The following is a 20,733-nucleotide window of genomic DNA, read 5'->3' on the forward strand; positions in this document are numbered from 1 at the left end:
TTGAACAACCTTTTAGAGAGGAACGATACTATGAGTACACTTACAGTTTATCACTATCCTAAATGCGGTACATGCCGCAAAGCGGTTAAATGGCTGGAGGAGCATGGCCATCAGCTGGAGCTGCACAATCTGAAGGAGACAACTCCTTCAAGTGAACAAATGTCAGAGATGATCGACCGCAGCGAGCTTGAGCTTAAGAAGTTCTTCAATACGAGCGGTGAGGTATATAAAGAACTAGGGCTTAAGGACAAGTTGCCAGGTTTGTCACGCGAAGAGGCGATCCAGTTGCTCGTCTCTAATGGTATGCTGATTAAACGGCCGCTTGTGACGAACGGACATAAAGTTACCGTAGGCTTTAAAGAGGATAGCTATGAGCAGTCGTGGGGAGACAAATAGATTTTAATAGGGGAGCTTATTTACGATTATGGAACAAACAAAACAGCGTTTATTGTTAGTTGATGGAATGGCATTGATGTTCCGGGCTTTCTATGCTTCGGCTGCAACCGGATATATTCGGCGTACCAAGGAGGGGCTGCCGACCAATGCCGTCTATGGATTTATGCGTTATTTCTGGGATGCCGTGCAGAAGTTCGGACCGACCCATATAGCTTGTTGCTGGGATCTGGGTAGCAAGACTTTTCGTACCGAGCAGTTCTCGGCCTACAAAGGCAACCGTTCAGATGCCCCTGACGAACTAATACCACAGTTCAGTGTGATTCGTGAAGTAATGGATAGCCTGGGTATTCCTAATATCAGTTCGCCTGGGTTTGAGGCGGATGACTGCATCGGATCGCTCTCCGTCAAATTCAGCGAGGACATGGAAGTGTTCGTCCTGACTGGTGATCATGATATGCTTCAACTTGTGACTGACCGAACCAGCGTAATCATAATGAAAAAAGGCCATGGCAATTATATGGTATATACGCCGGAGAGTCTGATGGAGGAGAAGCAGTTACGACCGGCTCAGATTATCGATATGAAAGGCTTGATGGGCGACCCGAGCGACAATTATCCTGGTGTTCGCGGAATCGGCGAGAAGACAGCGATGAAGTTGGTTCAGGAATATGGCTCTGTGGACGGTATTTTGGCTAATCTGGACGGGCTGTCCAAGTCGGTTCGCACGAAAATCGAGAATGATCTGGATATGCTCCATCTCTCAAGACAGCTTGCCGAGATCCGCTGTGACGTAGAATTGGAGTGTACGCTTGAGGGTTGCTGCTTCGAGTTGAACCCGGCGCTTGTGGTATCCAAATTTGAAGAGCTCGAAATGGCGAGCGTCTCTTCATGGATGGGATTGGCGGTAGCAAGATAGACATAATTATAGGTTCGAATAAGGGCCGTTCTCTCAAAAGTTAGTCTCATGAGGGTAGCGGTCCTTTATAATAAATAGAGAATGCCTGATTGGGGGATGAAAATGTTAAAAGTGGCTGCAAATAAAGTATCTATATTACATAAAAAAGGTCGATTATTGGGTTGGTTGGGACTATTGCTGCTTAGCGCTTTATTGTTGGTTTCTTGCAGTTCTCCTGGCTCAGCTACCACAAATAATTCGGGCAGTGGGGCAGGGGAAAGGGGATCTACGGAACCTGTTACCCTGATCGTATCTGCAGCAGCAAGCTTGAAGGATAGTCTCGATGAGTTGACACCTCAGTTCGAGCAGGAACATAAGGGGATAACCGTCGTTTATAATTACGGTGCCTCCGGGTCTCTGCAGAAGCAGATCGAGCAAGGTGCACCTGCAGACATATTCCTGTCAGCTGGACAGAAGCAGATGAACGCCTTGATTGAATCAGGACATATAACCGAGAAGCAGAGCTTTAATCTGTTAAAGAATAGTCTGGTTGTCATTGTGCCTGACGATGCCGAAGCTGTACCTGAGAACTTAAGTGGTCTGGAGCATGAGGGGATCAAGACGATCGCACTTGGTGAACCCGAGGTAGTCCCTGCAGGAATGTATGCCAAGGAATCGCTGGAGCATGGGCAACTGTGGGATAAACTCTCTTCTAAAATGGTGTTTACGAAGGATGTAACCCAGGTACTCACTTATATCGAATCTGGAAATGCCGATGCCGGGCTTGTCTATTTGAGCGATGCCAAGTCTTCCAATAAAGTAAAAACTGCATTTGCTGTCGAGGATTCTTACCACCAGCCGATCGTCTATCCTGCTGGGATCGTTGCTGCAACGAAGCATAAGGAAGAAGCTGAGTTCTTCCTGCAATTCCTTCAGGGCGCGTCAGCTCGGGATACTTTTGTCAAATATGGCTTCGTTCTTGCGGAGTAGGCTGGCCCATGACCAGTGATATTCTTACTCCGGTACTATTATCTTTAAAGGTAGCGCTGCTCTCTGGCGTACTAGCTTTTGGACTTGCCGGCTTCGCCGCATGGCGCTTAGGGGGCAGGAAGTTTAGAGGCAGACTGGTGCTGGAAACGGTCTTCATGCTGCCTATGGTGCTACCTCCAACAGTTGTGGGATTTTTGCTGCTCATTGTATTTGGACGCCGTGGATGGATCGGGAGAGCGTTTGAGTTCCTCAGTGGGATGCCGATTGTGTTCACATGGGGAGCCGCTGTGTTGGCGGCAACGGTCGTCGCTTTCCCACTCGCTTATCAGGCGGCCAAGGCGGGCTTCGCCTCCATTGATCGCGATCTGCTTGAGGCCGGACGTTCACTTGGTGCCTCGGAATGGAGGTTGCTATGGCTTGTGGAGATTCCGCTTGCCTATCGTTCACTTATGACAGCATTCATTTTAGGATTTGCCAGGGCGCTGGGGGAATTCGGGGCGACGCTGATGATCGCCGGCAATATACCAGGTAGAACACAGACGCTGCCAACGGCGATTTATATGGCGGTAGAATCCGGGGATATGAACTCGGCCTGGCTCTGGGCAGGCTTGATGATATTAATTTCCTTCGCATTGCTTGCAGTCACCAGCCCCCGTTCAGAATGAATGGGGGCCTATTATTTATAAGCGTGACATTTGTTCGTTGCTTAATCCGTAAAATAAGGGTCTCCTACGACTTGATACAGGAAACTGCGCATTTCCTCGCCTTCTTGCTCTTCGAGAGAGAAGAGGTGCTCTAGGTAGCCTTCCTCTTCGAGGTCGTCGGTACCAAGGATGGCCGTACGTCCATTTTGTAAATCGGTGACAAGCTTCTTGCCGTAGAAACGGTTCGTTGTCGTTACAGCGAGATCAAAGCGCTTCAATGAATGTCCGATGAAGGTTACAAATCTTGTTGAAGTGCTCTCAGTGCTGTCGGATAAGAAATCAAGATCAATTGAGCCAGTCATAGTATAGCCCTCCTTAAAATGCAATGTCTTTTGTCATTATATCTGAAAAAACGGCTTTTGTGGGAAAACAGCATTTATCGTTGACAGCACTTTAGAAAATGGTACAATTAGGAATAACAGTATACGTCTAGGGGAAGCACCTCTCTTGCTTATCGCAGGGGAGGTGCTTTTTGTCGTTGTAGCGCCCTACAGCGTTGCTGAAAACATAGAGGAGGCGAAATAGAAGGATGCGGATCGTATTTTTGAACAGCTTGGAGAGAAGGACGCAGGAGGACAGGACTGTTGAGGCACAGATTTGGATTGGCGAAGATGAAGGTATATGGTATATGGGCTGGAATGAGTTGGAGCAGGAAGGTCAGCGGGAGACGATCTGGTTCGAAGGGGCATCGTGGTCGGAAATGCTGCTCGTCTATCGTCATCGTCTGGCTGCCAAGTTGAGTGAAGGCTTCAGGCCCATTATCGATGGCATATGGGATGAGCGGGAACTTGCGCAGGGTCGGGGAATGGCCGCACAGAGGCTGATCTGTTACAGTGAGCTGCACCCTAATGAGGAATTTTATGCTGAACTTGTCTCTTGGCGTAGAAGGAAGGCGTCCCTGGAACGCAAAGCTCCTTATTTGATTGCCAGCAATCGTCTGCTTAAGCTGATTAGTGTATTTTGTCCGCATAGCAAGGAAGAATTATTACAGCTACCTGGTGTTGGCGAGAATAAAGCGAATGAATATGGAGCCGAACTAGTAGAGCTGTCGATGGTTCGTGAACAACCTCGAGCATTCCCGCTCAATTGGGTGGAGGAGAGGATTGATGATGAAGTATTCCGATCCTGGGTGTACAAGCAGAAGGAGGCTAAATACCGTGCTGAGATGGAGAAGTTCAGCCTGCGTCGCAAAGTGCTGGAATGCTTGGCAGAAGGACAGAATATCAGCGATATCTGTCTTCATAGCGGACTCGAACGCAGGGAGGCGTTAGAACTGCTTGAGAGTCTGGAGAAGGACGGCTATCAGCTGGATGATCTGATCAAGCTAGAGCTTCAGAGTATGCCTGAGCAAGAGCAAGCTGCAGTATGGCAAGCGTTCGAAGAGCTAGGTGATAATCTCCTTAAGCCGGTGTTATTGCGTGTATTTGGATTAGAGGCAACAGAGAACAGTCAAGTGGATCTGCTATATGAGCGTCTAAGACTAATTCGTCTCTCTTTCAGACGCAATGCGGGTTCGGTTCGGAAAGCGGTATAGAGGTGTCTATTAGCGAGAGTACAAAAAGTCAGACTTTCAGCGCCGAGAAGGTTGGATGAAGCTAGGGCGTGAGGAGCGGAGCTACACGTTTTCGTAGAAAACGACCTCGGAAGCATTTACTTGTAGTGTGTACGTGAGCACCGGAAGGCCCGGCTGAATTCAAGATTCGATGTCGAATAAACTTTCAGTGTTACTTCGTGATCAAAGGGGGACTTTTTGTACAACTTTTTGTATAAAAAACGAGGAATATTCATCAAGGGGAGACCCGATGGTGAATATTCCTCGTTATCTGTTCAAATCCAGTCCCGCTTGCGGAAGAGATAGAACATCCCAGCCCCAAGTATGGCCATAATGCCAAGGACAACATAGTAGCTGTATCTCCAATGCAGCTCAGGCATATTGTCGAAGTTCATTCCGTAAATACCCGTTATTAGGGTTAAGGGGATAAAGATCGTCGTAATTGCCGTAAACACGCGCATGATTTCGTTCGCCCGGTTGGCGATCGAAGCCTGATAGGCTTCTCTTAAGTTTCCAACCAATTCGCGGAACGTATCAAAGTTTTCGGCGATTTTTACCGCGTTCTCATATATATCGCTAAAGTATTTTTGCAATTGATCATCGATCAAGCGCAAATCCTTTTTATTTAAAATGTTGATAACTTCTTTTTGTGGGCCAAGGACTTTCTTCAGCCATAGTATTTCGCTTCGCAGACCGATAATTTCATTCAGGTGCGAGCGCTTCGTATGCATCAGTATATCTTCTTCCAAATTCTCAATCTTCACTTCAATCCGGTCGCCGACAGTAAAGTAGTTGTCAACCACAAGGTCGATCAGCAGATAGAGGAACCAGTCTGGCGAACTAACCTCCTGCTCCCATAGAAGCGGCTTGACCGCGCGAAGTTCATTGATTTTCTGCTTGGTAACTGTAATGATATAATGCCGTCCAAGAAAAACATTCAGTGCACGCAGGAAAATTTCCTCATCATCGTAACGGATACTGTTCACAACGATGAAATAGTGATTCTCATAGGTTTCAATCTTTGGCCGCTGTTCTTCTTCAGACAGGCAGTCTTCCACTGCCAGATCATGCAATGAGAATAGAGGCTGAAGCAGAGCGAGATCTTCGGCATCTGCATCAATCCAATAGAACCCTTCCTCTGGAGGGGTTGTCGTAATTTCCACGTCCTCTATTGGTGTGAATACACCTTCCTTGACATGACGAATTTTCATATTAAGTTCACTCCCTCTTCCTGGCTATTACGTCAGGTATGCTCTCTTTAAGGTCGAGCACAGGAAAAGACAGCGTCAGTCGAGGCAGACATGCGAAAGAGGCGCCACTACATATAGCTCCGTGACAAGAAAGTGCCCGCGCTAATTCCACAGGTCGCCTGCTGACCGTTTTTCCTATGCGGTTGTATCTTATAACTCTGCGGACTCGGGTCGCCTTCCATCTCGGATTTTCCACCTCTTTGCTCCTGATTTTAAAACACTTGTCTAGTATAACGCTGTGCCATTAAATGTTTCAAGACAAAAGTTCATTTCCGGGGCCGGGTTAGAGGCTTAATAAACTGAAAGAAATGAAAGTCTTGTGAAAATGCAGAAATGATGTATAATGAGATCAGTAAATTCAAATTTAAAACAAATGAATACAAAATACATTTTTTCTTATCAAGAGTAGGTGGAGGGACTAGCCCGATGATACCCGGCAACCGGCGAATTTTGCACGGTGCTAATTCTTGCAGGATCAGATGCCATATCGGCGCATGATCTCTGAGAGATGAGAGAGGTATATTCAGTCAGATATCAATGGCCTTTCTCGATTTATACGAGTGAGGCCATTTGTTTGTATCTCCAGCTATTAAGTGAGTTCAAAAAAGACCGATTTTCAGCACCGAGAAGATTGGATGAAGCTAGGGTCTGCGCCCGGCTGAATTCAAGATTCGATGCCGATTTACTTCTTGATCCACTTCGTGATCAAAAGCGGGATTTTTGAATTTCCTCTTTGAGATGACAGATGATTTGTATTCAAATCCATGAAATGAGGAGTGGGAACATTATGCCAATCAAGATCCCGGATTATTTGCCGGCCAAGGAAGTACTGAATCAAGAGAACATTTTTGTGATGGATGAAAGTCGGGCATATCGTCAGGATATTCGGCCACTCCGCATTGCGATACTAAATCTTATGCCAACAAAAGAAACAACGGAGACACAAATACTACGCTTGCTGGGAAATACACCGTTACAAGTCGATATCGTGCTCTTGCATCCAAGCTCCCATACATCGAAGAATACATCGGCGGAGCATTTGGAAATGTTCTATAAAACTTTTGATGAAATCAGGCATCGCCGCTTTGACGGTTTGATTATTACAGGTGCTCCGGTCGAACAGCTCGAATTCGAAGAAGTGAACTACTGGAAGGAATTGCAGGAGATATTCGATTGGAGCAAGACCCATGTTACTTCGACCCTGCATATATGTTGGGCTTCACAAGCCGGTTTGTATCATCATTATGGCGTGCGCAAAATACCTCTGGACCAGAAATGCTTCGGCGTGTTTCCTCATACGGTGAATAAGCCTCATGTGAAGCTGCTGCGCGGCTTCGATGAAGTGTTCCAGGTGCCACATTCCCGTCATACCGATGTATTACGCGCAGATATTGAAGCTAGAGATGAATTGGAAGTTCTTGCGGAATCCGAGGAGGCAGGTATTTATCTCGTAGCCACCAAGGATGGCAAGCAGATCTTCGTAACTGGTCATTCTGAATATGACCCGGACTCTTTGAAATGGGAATATGATCGCGATGTTGCCAAAGGGCTCGAAATTGATCTGCCGCTTCACTACTATCCAAATGATGATCCATCCAAGACGCCGGTGTCTACCTGGAGATCGCATGCAAACTTATTATTCTCCAATTGGCTCAATTACTATGTGTATCAAGAGACACCTTATGACATTGATGAGGCGAAAGATTTCACATATGAGATTTAATTCTGAGATGAAAAAATGATGAGAGGAAAGATTGGCATGGATAAGAAGTGGCATATTGAGAGTAAGCTGGCACAAATCGGCTCAGTAGAGGAACCGGTGACGGGAGCGGTTAATTATCCTATATACCAAGCAACGGCGTTTCGTCATCCACGGCTCGGACAGAGCACGGGATTCGATTATGCGCGTACGAAGAGCCCGACTCGGGCAGTACTCGAACAAGCGGCGGCTGAATTGGAATGCGGAGATGCCGGGTTTGCCTGTAGCTCCGGTATGGCGGCACTACAGACGGTGTTTATGATGTTCGCTCAAGGCGACCATTTGATCGTATCGCTTGATTTGTACGGGGGTACATATCGGCTGCTTGAACGGATATTGACGAAATTCGGAGTAACGGCCTCCTATGTTGACACGAATGATCTGGATAAGCTGGAGAGCGTACGTCAGCCGAATACAAAGGCTGTATTCATCGAGACGCCGACGAATCCATTGATGATGGTGACAGATATCGGAAAGGTATGCAGTTGGGCAAAGCAGCATCAATTGCTGACCATCGTCGATAATACGCTGCTTACGCCGTATTTCCAGCGGCCGCTTGAGCTTGGTGCAGACATTGTAGTTCATAGCGCGACAAAATATTTGGGCGGACATAATGATGTTTTGGCCGGAATTATTGTGACCAAGGGGGAGGAATTGTCTGCCGAGATGTTCTTCCTGCACAATTCCTTGGGAGCTGTGCTTAGTCCGTCTGATAGCTATCAACTCATGAGAGGTATGAAGACGTTGGCACTGCGGATGGATCGTCACCAGAGCAATGCGCTGACGATCGCTAAATATTTGCAGAAGCATCCACAGGTGGCGGAGGTATTCTATCCAGCTCTACCAGACCACCCAGGCTATGAAATTCAAAATCAGCAGAGCAGCGGCAATACGGGCATCTTCTCCTTCAAAGTGACGGACGCTCGTTATGTTGAGCCAGTGCTGCGACATCTTAAATTGATTGCCTTCGCGGAGAGTCTCGGCGGTGTTGAATCGCTAATGACTTATCCAGCGGTGCAGACCCATGCTGATATTCCGATTGAGATTCGTGAAGCCGTAGGCGTTGATGATCGATTGCTAAGATTCTCGGTAGGGATTGAGCATGTTAGCGATCTGATCGGGGATTTGGGCCAGGCTTTGGAGGCAGCTAGAGTCGAGGTTGAAGGAGGAGAGACTCATGAGTAACTTCCATTCGGGCGATGAACAAGATCGTAAGTTTGAGACTAAATTGATTCACTTCGGTGGCGAAGTGGATCGAAGTACGGGAGCTTCGAGCGTACCGATCTATCAAGCTTCCACCTTCCATCATCATGATATCTATAATCCTCCGGAATACGATTATAGCCGCTCGGGGAATCCTACGCGCCAGGCTTTGGAGGATTATATTGCGGTATTAGAAGGCGGTGTGAATGGCTTTGCCTTCGCTAGCGGCATGGCCGCGATATCAACGACCTTCATGCTGTTCTCGGCGGGAGATCATCTGATTGTGACTGAGGACGTCTACGGAGGAACTTATCGACTGTTATCGAATGTGCTGAGCCGAATGAATATCGAGACGACCTTCGTCGATATGACTGACCCGGAGCAAGTGAAGGCGGCCTTGAGACCAAATACGAAAGCTGTATATATGGAGACACCATCTAATCCGACGCTGAAAATTACCGATATGGCCGAGATTGCTGCTTGGGCTAGAGAGCACGGCTTGCTCAGCATTGTTGATAATACGTTTATGACCCCTTATTATCAACGTCCTATTGAACTTGGCGTAGATATCGTGCTGCATAGCGCGACTAAATTTCTTGGCGGACACAGCGATGTGCTGGCCGGGCTCGCTGTTGCACGTGACGTGGAGTTGGCCCAGCGTCTAAAATATGTGCAGAACGGGCTTGGCACTGTGCTCGGTGCGCAGGATTCGTGGTTGCTTATGAGAGGAATGAAGACGCTAGGTGCACGAATGGCGCACAGTGAGATAAGCGCTCGCAAACTGGCGGGTTGGCTGCAGAGCCGAAATGATATCGAAGCAGTCTACTATCCGGGACTAGAGAAGCATCCTGGACGGGCAATTCAGGAGAAGCAATCGACAGGGTATGGCGCGGTTGTCTCCTTCGATGTTGGCTCGGGAGAACGTGCGAAAAAGTTGCTCAGCGAGGTTAAGCTACCACTAGTCGCAGTGAGTCTCGGCGCGGTCGAGAGTATCCTGTCCTATCCGGCGATGATGTCGCATGCTTCGATGCCGCGCGAAGTTAGACTGGTACGTGGAATCGGAGATGGTTTGCTGCGATTCTCGGTCGGACTAGAAGATATTGATGACCTAATCGCTGATTTAGAACAAGCTCTTAGCAGCAGTACGATCTAGTATTCACCCGTTAGCACCTGATGCTAAATCAGGTGCTGTTTTTATGGGCTTGAGTGTGTTAGGATAAATTTATCTGATAATTAATTACATTTGTGATAGTTTTATATTGAAGTAAGGGAGGGCACTGTATGACAGCTATTGATCATATACTTGATAAAGCACTTAAGGGAGAGCGCGTTAATCTGGAAGAGACGATCGCCTTGTTCGAATCTGATGAAGTTGAGAAGATGGGACATGTGGCGAACATTCTGATGGAGCGCAAACATCCTGAGCCTTTGACGACATTTGTCATCGGACGCAACGTGAACTACACCAATATTTGTGATGTCTATTGCCGTTTCTGTGCATTTTATCGTCGACCTGGATCGGAAGAAGGCTATGTTCTGCCAACAGAGACGATTCTGCATAAAATCCAGGAAACCATTGATGTTGGTGGAACGGAGATTTTGATGCAAGGCGGAACCAATCCTAATCTGCCATTCAGCTATTATACGGATCTTCTAAAAGAAATCAAAACTCATTTCCCTGACATTACGATGCATTCCTTCTCTCCGGCGGAAATTATGAAAATGAAAGAAGTCTCGGATGGCCTCTCGCTTGAGGAAGTATTGCGGCAAATTCATGCTGCGGGCCTGGATTCCTTGCCGGGCGGTGGCGCTGAGATTCTGGATGACCGCACACGGCGGAAGATTAGCCGTCTGAAGGGCTCCTGGAGAGACTGGATGGATGTGATGCAGACCGCTCACAAGATTGGAATGAACACGACGGCAACGATGGTTATCGGATTTGGGGAATCCATGGAAGAGCGTGCGCTCCATTTAATGCGTGTACGTGAAGCTCAGGATGAATGCATCCAGAATCAGTATCCTTCGGAAGGCTTCCTGGCCTTTATCCCTTGGACGTTCCAGCCGGATAACACGAACTTGAAGAAGGAGCGACAAACACCGGAAGCTTACCTGAAGACAGTAGCAATCAGCCGGATTGTCCTTGATAATATTAAGAATCTACAGTCCTCATGGGTTACGATGGGGCCTGAGATAGGTAAATTATCCCTGCAGTATGGGTGCAACGACTTCGGCAGTACGATGATTGAGGAGAATGTTGTCTCATCGGCAGGTGCAACGTATAAAGTAAATATTGAAGCGATTCTTTCCATTATTCGTGAAGCAGGGAAAATCCCGGCACAGCGTAATACGAAGTATGATATTCTGCGTGTGTTCGATAAGGAATCTCATGTTGAACGGGATTTTGTAATGCAAAATTAGGCTGGAGCCAGGCGACAGTTAGGTTAATCCAACCTGCTCCTGACCCGGTCTAGGTAACATTGGAAAGTCTACCTTTCATTCCATGGGCTTGATCCGTATATCCGTTTTCTCCTCACCATATACTTGTGGAGAGGAAGCGGAAGGGGGAAAGTCCATGGATTTTTTTACAATTCGGATCAATATTGACGGTACAGACTCGGGTGCCCGCTTTTCAGAGTGCTTCTCAGGACAAGATCTGTATATTGACTCAGGCCAGTCAGCAATCAGCTACTCCACAGACGGAAAAATCATGGATGTTCTTGTTGGGATATCTGGTGAGACTTCACACGGACACAAGTATCCAGACCCGGTATGGGGCGATGGACATGAACGGTTAACAGAGGGAATCGCACGTTATGTAGTTGAGGTGAAGGAGGCGGGCATTCTGTCCACGATGCTATCCAGGAAATATTCCTTCGCTTCAGCTGAAGATTATGAAGCAGTTTGGAAGCTGAGTTTACGCCTACTTGGAACGGATGAAGCAGGTTTATCTGCCAGACGGACGCGGATGTCCTTAATTAAGAAAGAACTGAGAAAATATTTGCAGCAAAGCGCTTTTGTGCATTTGGACGGTCTGATCGCTTTTCGGCTAAGGGAATATAGGGACAAACTGGATGAGATTATCGATTATGCGGTGGATGAGCTCCTGCTTGATAAGCAGTATGAAGAATTCATCGGCCTGCTCCAGTATTTTGTTCATTTTCAGGAGCCGTTGACTCCCCTCGTCCATTTGATGCACAAGAAGGATCAAGAATTCGTTGTTTTGGATGAGAAATTTACGTCGATCCATATTCCTGCCGGTGGAGGTATGGTCGCACGAATAGACGATCAGGAGCTTGAGATGGAAAATGCCGTTGTCAGCTCTTTGATTTCCCTGGCACCAGTTCGCATTTTAATCCATACGCCATGGCCGGAGATGCAGATGATCTCGACAATCTGCCGGATTTTTGGAGAGCGGGTGGAGATCTGCTCGCAATGCCCACAATGCACCATGTTCCATCAATCGGAGAGATCGAGGGATCAGTGCACCTAAGCCGCCATAACTAGCCCATTTCCTTGACTGTAGGACAGGATCGCTATATAATTTACACATTAGTTTTAATTTAAGTATGGATTCAAAAAGTCGGTCAAAAGTGACTTTTTGAATTACCTCTAAAAGCGATGACAAAGATATGAACCGGATTTTGAACTGCACAGAGAGAGGGAACTTTGGCTGGAATTCCCTTCGGATTCGTTTCTGGTTTACCCCTTTGTAGCTGCTGTTCCGAACCATAGGAGAACGGGCTTATAGTTGATTCAGCTGTTGCTCGGTTATCCGGTATTAGGAATAGCCGGTTCATAACCGTTACACAATGCTTAATTAAGGGCTTGTCTTGTTGTTGATTGAGACAGCCGAATGAGGGTGGAACCACGGGTAAATTACGCTCGTCCCTTTTACGGGACGGGTGTTTTTTGTATGTCCGCTTCCGGCGGCCAAACAATGAGAGGGAGGAAATGAAAGTGGCAGTATCGATTACTTTGCCGGACGGATCGGTCCGGGAATATGCAGAAGGAAGTACTTTTGAAGATGTAGCGGCGTCGATTAGCAGCGGCCTTCGCAAAAATGCAGTAGCTGGGAAATTGAATGGGGTTGCCGTTGACCTGAACACGAAGCTGGAGGACGGGGCGAAGATAGAGATCATTACGCTGGATTCGCAGGATGGTCTGGAAATTATGCGCCACAGCTGCGCTCACTTGATGGCTCAAGCCGTAAAACGGTTATTCGGCGGTAAAGAGGTTAAGCTTGGTGTAGGTCCTGTTATTGAGGACGGGTTCTACTATGATATGGACCTGGAACATCCGCTTAATCCTGAAGATCTGCAGAAGATTGAGAAGGAAATGGAGAGGATTATTGGCGAGAACCTGCCGATAACACGCCGCGAAGTAAGCCGTGAGGAAGCGATTGCGATCTTCACTGAAATGGGTGACCCTTACAAGCTTGAATTGATTCGTGATTTACCGGAAGGCGAGACTATCTCAATCTATGATCAAGGCGAATTTTCTGATTTGTGCCGGGGGCCGCACGTACCTTCCACAGGCAAGATCAAAATCTTCAAGCTGCTCAGTGTGGCTGGCGCTTACTGGCGCGGTAACAGCGACAATAAGATGCTGCAGCGCATTTATGGTACAGCATTTGTGAAGAAAGCCCAACTTGATGAGCACTTACATATGTTGGAAGAAGCGAAGAAACGCGATCACCGTAAGCTTGGTAAGGAACTCAGCATCTTTACCTTTAACAATTTGGTTGGACAAGGTCTGCCGATCTGGCTTCCAAAAGGGGCAACTCTGCGCCGTACTCTTGAGCGCTATATTGTTGATATTGAGGAACGCCTCGGCTATCAACACGTCTATACTCCAGTACTCGGTAGCACAGAGCTGTACAAGACTTCCGGTCATTTGGCTCACTACGAAGAGGATATGTTCCCAAGAATGCAAGTCGATAACGAGGAATTCGTACTTCGTCCGATGAACTGTCCGCATCATATGATGGTATTTAAGAGCGATATGCGCAGCTACCGTGATCTTCCGATCCGTATCGCTGAGCTCGGCATGCAGCACCGTTATGAAATGTCAGGCGCATTGACAGGTCTACACCGCGTTCGTTCGATGACGCTGAATGATGCTCATATCTTCTGCCGCCTAGATCAGATCAAGAGCGAGTTCTCTCGTGTGCTTGACTTGATCAAGCAAGTATATAGTGACTTCGGTATCGGTGAATACCGCTTCCGTCTGTCCTATCGCGATCCACAGGATACAGAGAAGTATTATCAGAATGACGAAATGTGGAACACAGCACAGCGTATGCTTCGCGAAGTTGTAGAAGAAGCAGGCTTGCCATTCTATGAAGCAGAAGGCGAAGCGGCATTCTACGGTCCGAAGCTGGACGTACAGATCAAGACCGCACTGGGCAAGGAAGAGACACTGTCCACAGTTCAGATCGACTTCCTTCTGCCGGAGCGCTTCGAGCTGGAATATGTCGGAGAAGACGGAGCGAAGCATCGTCCGGTGGTGCTGCACCGCGGTATTCTTGGTACAATGGAGCGGTTTACAGCGTTCCTGCTTGAGAACTTTGCTGGCAATTTGCCACTTTGGCTGTCTCCAGTACAAGCGAAGGTCATTCCGGTCTCGGCTCATTTCGAGGAATATGCACGTCAGGTAGAGGATAAATTGCGTGCTGGAGGCATTCGTGCCGAGAGTGATCTGCGCAATGAGAAGCTTGGCTATAAGATCCGTGAAGCTCAGCTCGAGAAGATTCCATACATGTTCGTTGTCGGTGAGAACGAGAAGAATAGCGGTACAGTCTCGGTGCGCAAGCGCGGTGAAGGGGACTTGGGCGCGCAGCCATTGGATGATGTACTTGCTTCCTTGAAAAATGATATTGCCAACCACACTATTTAATAAACCACATAGTCGGCACGCTTTGTCACTTCTAGTGATGAGAGAGGCGGCAGCAATATCTTTTATAAAATTAAATGTATAAATTGCGGCGCATATGGAGAACCTCTTGGAATAAGGGGGAGGTTTTTCGTATGCGCCAAATTATTTTATGGCAAAGAATGGTATTGGTAAGTATTTTGACGGGCTTGCTTCTGCACGGGATTTCACTGGATCATATTCCTGCGGCGGCCAAATCGGCAAATGTGACGAATATATCGTATGCAGATCCATACTATGAACAAAAGAAATATATCGAGATGATGCGTCGACTGGAGACTCAATCAAAGCAGGAATCGCCTGGAAATCCAGTTGTCCAGCAGCAAACGGTACTGATTCCGAAGTCAATGGATACCTTGCAAAGGCCGCTACAACCAAAGGTGGATAAGGCGGAGAAGACGGAGCAGGTTAAGAAGAAAGTGAAGACGGTCAAGGTGATGGCTACGGGGTATACCGCAGGTTATGAATCAACAGGTAAAAAACCCAACCACCCGGAATATGGCATAACGTATTCAGGAGTTAAGGTACGCCGCGATAAAAATACAGTCTCTACGATTGCGGCGGATCTGAAGGTGTTCCCGCTTGGAACGATTCTGTACATTCCTGGCTATGGCTATGGGGTTGTAGCAGATAAAGGCTCAGCGATCAAAGGCAAGAAGATTGATCTGTATTTCAAGACGACCAAGCAGGTCTATAAAGAATGGGGCAAGAAAGAAGTTGAGGTTCAGGTCATCCGGAATGGAAACGGCAAGTTGACGGAGGCTATGCTGCGTGAACTGGGCGAGGCGATGGAGGTTAATAAGGAGATCCCCGAAGACCTCTGGAACAAAGCCGTATAGAGGAAGTTCAAAAATTCGCTTTTGATGACGAAGTGATTCATGAGGTAGTTTTAACCTGATTTATAGGTGCATAGTTTCCCTGAGCACCTTGCATAATAAGGATGGTTCGTTCTAAAAGGACGTACTGTTAAGTCGATAAGAAAGACTTCTTGTCGCGAAAGTGCAAGGGAGGTGAAATCAGTGCCAAATCAAAATAAAAACAAAGCAGCTTCTCCTGGCTATAAGACTCCTAACGAAAAGTTCAATGCCGAGTTCGCTGAGGAGAACACGACAACAACCACTGCTAAAAAAGTTTCTCAGAATGCCAAACATAAACAAGGCTCTCACGTACAATAACCGATCGATACAACGAGATTTACAGGGCACCCGTTAGGGCTGCCCTTTTTTGTGTAATTCCCTGCTGGCTACTTCAAAATTCCTATAAAGTTCTGCCTTAAAGGATTCATTTGTAAAGTTTCGATTCAGTCTGTAAAAAAAAGTAAAACGACTCGGTCTCGAGACCGATAGCATGTTCCATCCCGCGCCGCTGTTGCTTGTCATTGAAATGCGGTACACTGTTGTTACAGTAGATGACGAGTATGATGGAGGGAACGAAAATGAAACATAATTACATAGGTCGCTTGATCGGCGGGCTTGTATTAATATCAATCGGCAGCATCTTTATATTGAATATGCTGGGCTATACAAATATCAGTATAGGCTATTTGTTCGGAACATTTTGGCCGGTATTTCTTATTCTTGGCGGTATCGCGAGTTTCGCCAATGGAGACAGACGTGGAGGTAGCTTAATCGGCAGTGTAATTCTCATTGTGATCGGTGGTTATTTCCTGGCCAGAAATTTAGACTTGGTACAGGTTGATCCCGGGCAGTTCTTCAAGTTCTTCGTGCCGCTTGCACTGATCATTGCCGGTATTAATTTACTCTTCAAGCCGCGTTCTCCAAGGTTCAAGCAGCCTCCGTTCCCGCCTCCGGCACCTCCGAAGCCGCCGGTTCCGCCAATTTCGGAGATGGAATCATCGCTGGACTCGATCTTTGAAGCGATGGAGAAGCCTAAGAAAGAGAAGAAAATGGGACCGGGCAACTTCGATTACGATCATTTTGGCGACAGTCAATTTGAAATGAAGCAGCAGGGGAATGGAATGCATGGATCCTACGATCCAGAGGGAATGAATAACAAATCAGGTTGGAAAGAGCAGTTTCAGAAGAAGTTCAACGATTTTGGTTCTAAGGAGACGCTTAACAAATCAGGCTTCGTTGGCGATGTTCATATGGGCCAAGAATATTTCCAGCTGCAGCCGATGAACATATCCCATTTTATTGGAGATACAATTATCGATTTAACCAAGGCACAGATTCCTTACGGTGAGACGAAGATTAACATTTCAGCATTTATTGGCGACGTGAAAATTTTTGTGCCTGACGATATGGATGTCGCCGTTGTAGCTGTGTCGAGTGCATTTATCGGCGACCTGGCCGTCTTCTCCCAGAAGCAGGGCGGTTTCATGAGCAATATTAAGGCGCAGACTCCATATTATAATGAAGCTAATAAGAAAGTGAAGCTGATCATCAGTGTATTTATCGGGGATGTTAAAGTAAATATGGTGGGTTGATAATATGATCGTTCAACGGATTCTAAAAAATACAAAATGGGAGCTGCTCGGATTCTTTCTGCTGACAGGCAGTTTGGCAGCCATTGCTTCCTATATCGGCGTTAGGGCGGGGATCATCATCATTGGTGATCCCTATATCTGGTTCTATGAGATGATAGCGATCGTCGTGTTAACACTAATTATCGGTTATATCGCTGGCCGTCGTATTCAGGGACGGATCGATCTGCTGCATCTAAATATGCTTCAGGCCGCAAAGGGCAATTTATCCGTACGGATGCCTGATACACTGGATCAATCCTTTGCCGGGGTATATCAGGAGTTCAACAATATGACGGATGCGGTAGAGAAGAAGATGAAGCTCCTGCAGCAGCTTGGTGAGCAGGAGGTTGTTGGGAAGGAGCAGGCGGCTGAGCTTGCGGTGCTGGAGGAACGCCGCCGGCTTGCCCGTGACCTGCATGATACAGTCAGTCAGCAGCTATTTGCCATTCATATGGCTGCATCCTCGCTTCCCAAAGTATTGGAGAATAATGAAGCCCAGGCACAGACGGTGATGGAGCAGTTGATCCTGATGTCGAATACGGCGCAGAAGCAGATGCGTGCATTGATTGCCCAGCTCCGCCCGATGGAGCTCGTAGGCAAGTCGCTTGCAGAAGCGCTTGATCAGTGGTTCCCTGATTATTGTCGGCAAAACGGGCTTAAAGGGATGAAAGACCTTGATGTTCAAGGAGGCATATCGGAAGCCAAGGAACATCAATTGTTCCTGATTATTCAAGAAGCAATGGCCAACATTGTTAAGCATGCCGGTGCTAAGGTAGTCAGCATGTCGCTCAAGGAGGGACCAAGGCAGGTCATTCTTAGTGTTAGCGATGATGGCCAAGGTTTCAGTAGTACCACCCAGAGACCGGGGTCTTATGGACTTACCACCATGCGTGAACGGGCTGAGAAGCTTGGTGGTCATGTTGAGATTATAAGTAAGCCAGGAGCGGGGACGACCATCCGTGTGCATATTCCGAAATTTGAGACGGGAAAAGAGGCGGCTGTAAATGAGTGATAAAATTAAAGTGATGATTGTTGATGATCATGATATGGTTAGAATGGGGCTTAAAACTTATTTAATGATGGATCCCCTCTTTGAGGTTATCGCTGAAGCAGGGAACGGAAAAGAAGCGGTTGACTTTATGAACGCTAACCCAGAGAATGCATTGCCTGATATTGTATTAATGGACCTTATGATGCCGGTTATGAATGGAGTAGAAGCAACAAGGGTGGTACTAGAGCGTTATCCGCAAATCAAAATCGTCATACTGACGAGTTTCATAGAGGATGATCTGGTCGTGCAGGCCGTGGAAGCCGGGGCGGTTAGCTACTGTCTCAAGACGGTATCTGCAGATGAACTTATTCATGCCCTGCAGCAGGCCAGTCGCGGTATGCCGGTGATGACGGGGGAGATCGCTCAAGCGCTAACACGCGGCCTTCGTCAGCGAACGGTACAGAGCGATGATACAGATCTGACAGAGCGTGAGAAAGAAGTACTGTTGCTTATTGCTGAAGGGAAGAGTAACAAAGAGATTGGAGAAGAACTGCATATTAGCATCAAGACAGTCAAGACCCATGTCAGCAATTTGCTGATGAAATGCGATCTCGAAGACCGTACTCAATTGGCCATTTATGCTCATCGTCAAGGGTGGGTCAGCTAACTTCCAGCTTTTATCTCCTTTTTAATTGTTTTTAAGGTATGTTTAAGGTTCTTGGTACAAAATAATAAATGTAAACGAGATAACAACTCAAACAATCAATTACCCCTGTAGTACCAAGGGGAAGGAGGTATATCAATCATGGAAGAGGATAAAAACAAATCGGGTCAACCGTTCAAAGAGAATGAAAGTGATAGATCGCAAGGAAATCAGGATTCCGGAGCTTCCTACTATTATTCTTACGGTCCATTCCAATCCTATAGCAGGGAGCCGGAAGGAACTAGCACCAGTAGTTACTCGGGCAGCGAAGGCCCATCACAGGATGTTGAAATTACAAGACCGCAACCGGTGAAGCCGCTACCTAACACATATGGTTACCGTTCTTCAACTGAGGACGCTGGCGCATTGAATGGCGGAGGAGGGGGTTCACTACCTCCAAAAAATTCTGGCAACTGGCAGTTCAATAAGCCGAAGAAGAAATCTTCTGCAAAATCCATTATCGCTGCTTTCCTGGCTGGCATGCTGATCATGGGCGGTGGGATGGCATTTGCAGACTATGCTCACCTGTTCACAGGAAATCGATCCGAACCAACTGTAGCTGAACAGAATATGAATCAAGGCAGTAACGATACTACAGCTTCGAAGGCTTCGACTACTTCTTATCCGGTGGCAGGTTCTACAGATGTTGCTGGTGTTGTTAAGGAAGCCGGACCGGCGGTTGTTAAGATTGAGACGCTGGTTAAAGCTGGCAAACAGTCAAACCGCAGTAATTCTTACAGTGATGACCCGTTCTATCGTTTCTTCTTCGGTGATGATTCGAATAACGGAGGTTACGGTAATGGTAATAGTGATGGCGGTGGTTCCTCGTCCAATTCGAATCAATTGGTTCCAACCGGCATCGGTTCAGGGTTCATCTTCGATAAGAGCGGCTATATTCTGACCAATGAACATGTGGTCCACAATGCCGATGTAGTTCAAGTAACGGTACAGAATACCGAGAAACCATATGAAGCCAAGGTACTTGGCAAGAGCTATGAGCTTGATCTCGCCGTGCTGAAGATCGAGGGCAATAACGACTTCCCGTCCATCCCACTTGGAAGCTCTGACAACTCGCAGGTGGGCGATTGGTTAGTTGCTATCGGGAATCCGAAAGGCTTCGATCATACCGTTACAACGGGTGTACTTAGCGCAAAGGAGCGCAGCATTACCATCGCTGGCGAGAACGGAGAGAAAGACCGTGAATATGAGCACTTGCTACAGACGGATGCATCGATCAACCCCGGCAACTCCGGCGGTCCGCTCTTGAACTTGAATGGTGAGGTTGTAGGGATTAACGTTGCAGTTAGCGCGGATTCCCAAGGTATCGGATTTGCGATTCCGACCAGTACGGTCAAAGAAGTTATCGAAAAGCTGAAGAATAACGAGAAGATTCCGGAAAAACCAGTTCCATTCATCGGTGCTACACTGATGACGATGAGTGATGAAGTGGCTGCCCAAATGGGTTCAGATGTGAAGGAGGGTTCGGTGGTATCAAGCGTTGTGTTCAAATCACCAGCCTATAATGCAGACTTGCGCCCGTACGATATTATTACAGGAGCCGATGGCAAGAAATTTGCCACCAAGGAATCGCTGATTGAATACATTCAGAAGCAAAATGTTGGCGATGAGGTTACCTTCAATATTGTCCGTGACGGAAACAAGATGGATTTGAAGATTAAGATTGGCAATAAGAACGACTTTTCGAATGTTCAATAATAGTGCGTGTTCAAAAAGTTTGGTTTTCAGCACCTGAACTACCTCTTATCGGCAGGTCGATGCGTCTGATCCTAGGCGTAAGGAGGCGGCGGGCCCTTGGGCCTGCCGCCTTTTTGTGACAAGTTTAAGTTTGGGCTTGAATTTTGATAGAATAT

19 protein-coding genes and 1 riboswitch are annotated in these 20,733 nt (G+C 47.1%); of the genes, 17 read left to right on the forward strand and 2 right to left on the reverse strand.

What is annotated here, in order from left to right:
* The first annotated feature begins 30 nt into the window (after positions 1–30).
* From ABD014_RS07185 to modB, 4 genes are all read left to right on the forward strand, one after another.
* A complete protein-coding gene (locus ABD014_RS07185) occupies positions 31–396 on the forward strand; it encodes an arsenate reductase family protein (RefSeq protein ID WP_343859226.1) in 366 nt (121 codons plus the stop codon).
* Between the two features lie 25 nt (positions 397–421).
* Positions 422–1,312, forward strand: a complete 891-nt coding sequence (locus ABD014_RS07190) for a 5'-3' exonuclease (RefSeq protein WP_343859739.1) — start codon at positions 422–424, stop codon at positions 1,310–1,312.
* 102 nt (positions 1,313–1,414) lie between these two features.
* Positions 1,415–2,281: a molybdate ABC transporter substrate-binding protein gene (gene modA / locus ABD014_RS07195; protein WP_343859228.1), complete on the forward strand. Its 867-nt coding sequence runs from the start codon at positions 1,415–1,417 to the stop codon at positions 2,279–2,281.
* A gap of 8 nt (positions 2,282–2,289) precedes the next feature.
* Positions 2,290–2,946 (forward strand): molybdate ABC transporter permease subunit, encoded by a 657-nt coding sequence (gene modB / locus ABD014_RS07200; protein WP_343859230.1) that lies wholly within the window; start codon positions 2,290–2,292, stop codon positions 2,944–2,946.
* A gap of 41 nt (positions 2,947–2,987) precedes the next feature.
* Here modB and ABD014_RS07205 read toward each other — a convergent pair whose 3' ends face one another.
* Positions 2,988–3,287: a DUF3055 domain-containing protein gene (locus ABD014_RS07205; RefSeq protein ID WP_343859232.1), complete on the reverse strand. Its 300-nt coding sequence runs from the start codon at positions 3,285–3,287 to the stop codon at positions 2,988–2,990.
* 227 nt (positions 3,288–3,514) lie between these two features.
* Between ABD014_RS07205 and ABD014_RS07210 the strand changes: the two genes are divergently transcribed.
* Complete coding sequence (locus tag ABD014_RS07210; protein WP_343859234.1) at positions 3,515–4,519, forward strand: HRDC domain-containing protein; 1,005 nt, start codon at positions 3,515–3,517, stop codon at positions 4,517–4,519.
* Between the two features lie 293 nt (positions 4,520–4,812).
* Here the strand turns inward: ABD014_RS07210 and corA are convergent, their stop codons facing one another.
* Positions 4,813–5,748, reverse strand: coding sequence for a magnesium/cobalt transporter CorA (corA, locus tag ABD014_RS07215; protein WP_127001542.1), 936 nt, complete (start codon positions 5,746–5,748; stop codon positions 4,813–4,815).
* Between the two features lie 432 nt (positions 5,749–6,180).
* A riboswitch (SAM riboswitch) is annotated at positions 6,181–6,302 on the forward strand.
* Between the two features lie 272 nt (positions 6,303–6,574).
* Here corA and metA point away from each other — a divergent pair.
* The 12 genes from metA to ABD014_RS07275 all read left to right on the forward strand — a co-directional run bounded on the left by metA (position 6,575) and on the right by ABD014_RS07275 (position 20,578).
* Entirely contained in the window at positions 6,575–7,510 is a 936-nt protein-coding gene (gene metA, locus ABD014_RS07220; RefSeq protein ID WP_343859237.1) for a homoserine O-acetyltransferase MetA, read from the forward strand.
* A gap of 36 nt (positions 7,511–7,546) precedes the next feature.
* Entirely contained in the window at positions 7,547–8,731 is a 1,185-nt protein-coding gene (locus tag ABD014_RS07225) for an aminotransferase class I/II-fold pyridoxal phosphate-dependent enzyme (RefSeq protein ID WP_343859240.1), read from the forward strand.
* Complete coding sequence (locus ABD014_RS07230; protein WP_343859243.1) at positions 8,724–9,902, forward strand: trans-sulfuration enzyme family protein; 1,179 nt, start codon at positions 8,724–8,726, stop codon at positions 9,900–9,902. The genes ABD014_RS07225 and ABD014_RS07230 overlap by 8 nt, the downstream gene beginning before the upstream one ends.
* A 128-nt stretch (positions 9,903–10,030) precedes the next feature.
* Positions 10,031–11,167, forward strand: a complete 1,137-nt coding sequence (mqnC, locus tag ABD014_RS07235; protein WP_343859245.1) for a cyclic dehypoxanthinyl futalosine synthase — start codon at positions 10,031–10,033, stop codon at positions 11,165–11,167.
* Between the two features lie 154 nt (positions 11,168–11,321).
* The gene (ytxC, locus tag ABD014_RS07240; protein WP_343859248.1) at positions 11,322–12,239 is read left to right on the forward strand and encodes a sporulation protein YtxC; all 918 of its coding nucleotides are present in this window, start codon (positions 11,322–11,324) and stop codon (positions 12,237–12,239) included.
* 467 nt (positions 12,240–12,706) lie between these two features.
* Positions 12,707–14,644, forward strand: coding sequence for a threonine--tRNA ligase (gene thrS / locus ABD014_RS07245; protein WP_343859250.1), 1,938 nt, complete (start codon positions 12,707–12,709; stop codon positions 14,642–14,644).
* 131 nt (positions 14,645–14,775) lie between these two features.
* Entirely contained in the window at positions 14,776–15,519 is a 744-nt protein-coding gene (locus tag ABD014_RS07250; protein WP_343859253.1) for a 3D domain-containing protein, read from the forward strand.
* A gap of 180 nt (positions 15,520–15,699) precedes the next feature.
* Positions 15,700–15,855, forward strand: coding sequence for a hypothetical protein (locus ABD014_RS07255; protein ID WP_343859255.1), 156 nt, complete (start codon positions 15,700–15,702; stop codon positions 15,853–15,855).
* A gap of 260 nt (positions 15,856–16,115) precedes the next feature.
* Entirely contained in the window at positions 16,116–17,129 is a 1,014-nt protein-coding gene (liaF, locus tag ABD014_RS07260; RefSeq protein ID WP_343859257.1) for a cell wall-active antibiotics response protein LiaF, read from the forward strand.
* A gap of 4 nt (positions 17,130–17,133) precedes the next feature.
* On the forward strand, positions 17,134–18,180 hold the full coding sequence (locus ABD014_RS07265) for a sensor histidine kinase (RefSeq protein ID WP_343859260.1): 1,047 nt from the start codon (positions 17,134–17,136) through the stop codon (positions 18,178–18,180).
* Positions 18,173–18,826, forward strand: a complete 654-nt coding sequence (locus ABD014_RS07270) for a response regulator (RefSeq protein ID WP_343859263.1) — start codon at positions 18,173–18,175, stop codon at positions 18,824–18,826. The genes ABD014_RS07265 and ABD014_RS07270 overlap by 8 nt, the downstream gene beginning before the upstream one ends.
* Positions 18,827–18,964: 138 nt before the next feature.
* Positions 18,965–20,578, forward strand: a complete 1,614-nt coding sequence (locus ABD014_RS07275; RefSeq protein WP_343859266.1) for a S1C family serine protease — start codon at positions 18,965–18,967, stop codon at positions 20,576–20,578.
* The last annotated feature ends 155 nt before the right edge of the window (positions 20,579–20,733 follow it).

The organism is Paenibacillus motobuensis (assembly GCF_039521865.1).
GTDB classification, from domain to species: domain Bacteria; phylum Bacillota; class Bacilli; order Paenibacillales; family Paenibacillaceae; genus Fontibacillus; species Fontibacillus motobuensis.